This window comes from Chitinivorax sp. B, from assembly GCF_005503445.1.
In the GTDB taxonomy this organism is placed as follows: Bacteria; Pseudomonadota; Gammaproteobacteria; order Burkholderiales; family SCOH01; genus Chitinivorax.
In genome coordinates this window covers 1-1136 of sequence record NZ_SCOH01000165.1, presented here as the reverse complement: position 1 = coordinate 1136, position 1136 = coordinate 1, and the positions used below count along the sequence as shown (strand labels likewise).

Below are 1136 nucleotides of genomic sequence, written 5' to 3'. Positions count from 1 at the left end.
TCGGCCAGTGCCGGCAATGCAAGCAGCGCGACCTATACGGTGGTGTTCAGCGAGAGCGTCACCGGTGTCGACCTGAGCGACTTCACGTTGACGACGACAGGTACGGCGGCAGGTACCCTGGCCAGCATCAGTGGCAGTGGCACCACCTATACCATCACCGTCAATGGTATCAGCGGCAGTGGCACCATGGCGGTGGATCTGAATGGCGCGGGGACCAGTATCATCGATGCCAATGGCAATGCCATCAGTGGTGGCTTCAGCGGTACCGCCCGCACAGTTGACTTTGTAGTGCCAAGTGTCACCAATGTGACAGCCAGCACGGCCAATGGTAGCTATAAAGCAGGCGATACCATCACCATTACGGTTTCTTTCAGCGAAACCGTCACGGTCACCGGTTTACCCAATCTGACACTGGAGACAGGTAGTACCGATCGGTTGGCGGTATACAGCAGTGGTTCAGGCACCAGTACCTTGACTTTCCTGTACACAGTGCAGAGTGGAGATGTGACGAGTGATCTGGATTACCTGTCCAGTTCTGCATTGTCGTTGAACAGCGGCAGCATTCTGGATACCTCCGGCAATTCGGCGGACCTGACTTTGGCCAGCCCGGGGGCATCGGGTTCACTGGGGGTGAACAAGAATATTGTGATCGATGCCGTGGCTCCGACTGTAACTTCAAGCAGCTCAGCATCGGCGGCTAATGGAAGCAGCGCAACCTATACGGTGGTGTTCAGCGAGAGCGTCACCGGTGTCGACCTGAGCGACTTCACGTTGACGACGACAGGTACGGCGGCGGGCGCCCTGGCCAGCATCAGTGGCAGTGGCACCACCTATACCATTACCGTCAATGGCATCAGCGGCAGCGGTACCATGGCAGTGGATTTGAACAGCAACGGCACGGGTATTGTCGATGCCATCAACAACGCGGTGAGCGGTGGCTTCAGTGGCACCGCACGGGCGGTAGATCTGGTTATACCGACAGTGAACGCCAGCAGCTCGGCATCGGCGGCCAATGCAAGCAGTGCGACCTATACGGTGGTATTCAGCGAGAGCGTCACCGGTGTCGACCTGAGCGACTTCACGTTGACGACGACAGGTACGGCGGCAGGTACCCTGGCCAGCATCAGTGGCAGTGG

1 protein-coding gene is annotated in these 1136 nt (G+C 58.1%); it reads left to right on the top strand.

Annotated features, from left to right (window positions below; genetic code table 11):
- Positions 1-1136, top strand: a 1136-nt coding sequence (locus tag FFS57_RS25565) for an Ig-like domain-containing protein (RefSeq protein ID WP_502705946.1), incomplete at both ends; no start/stop codon positions are given.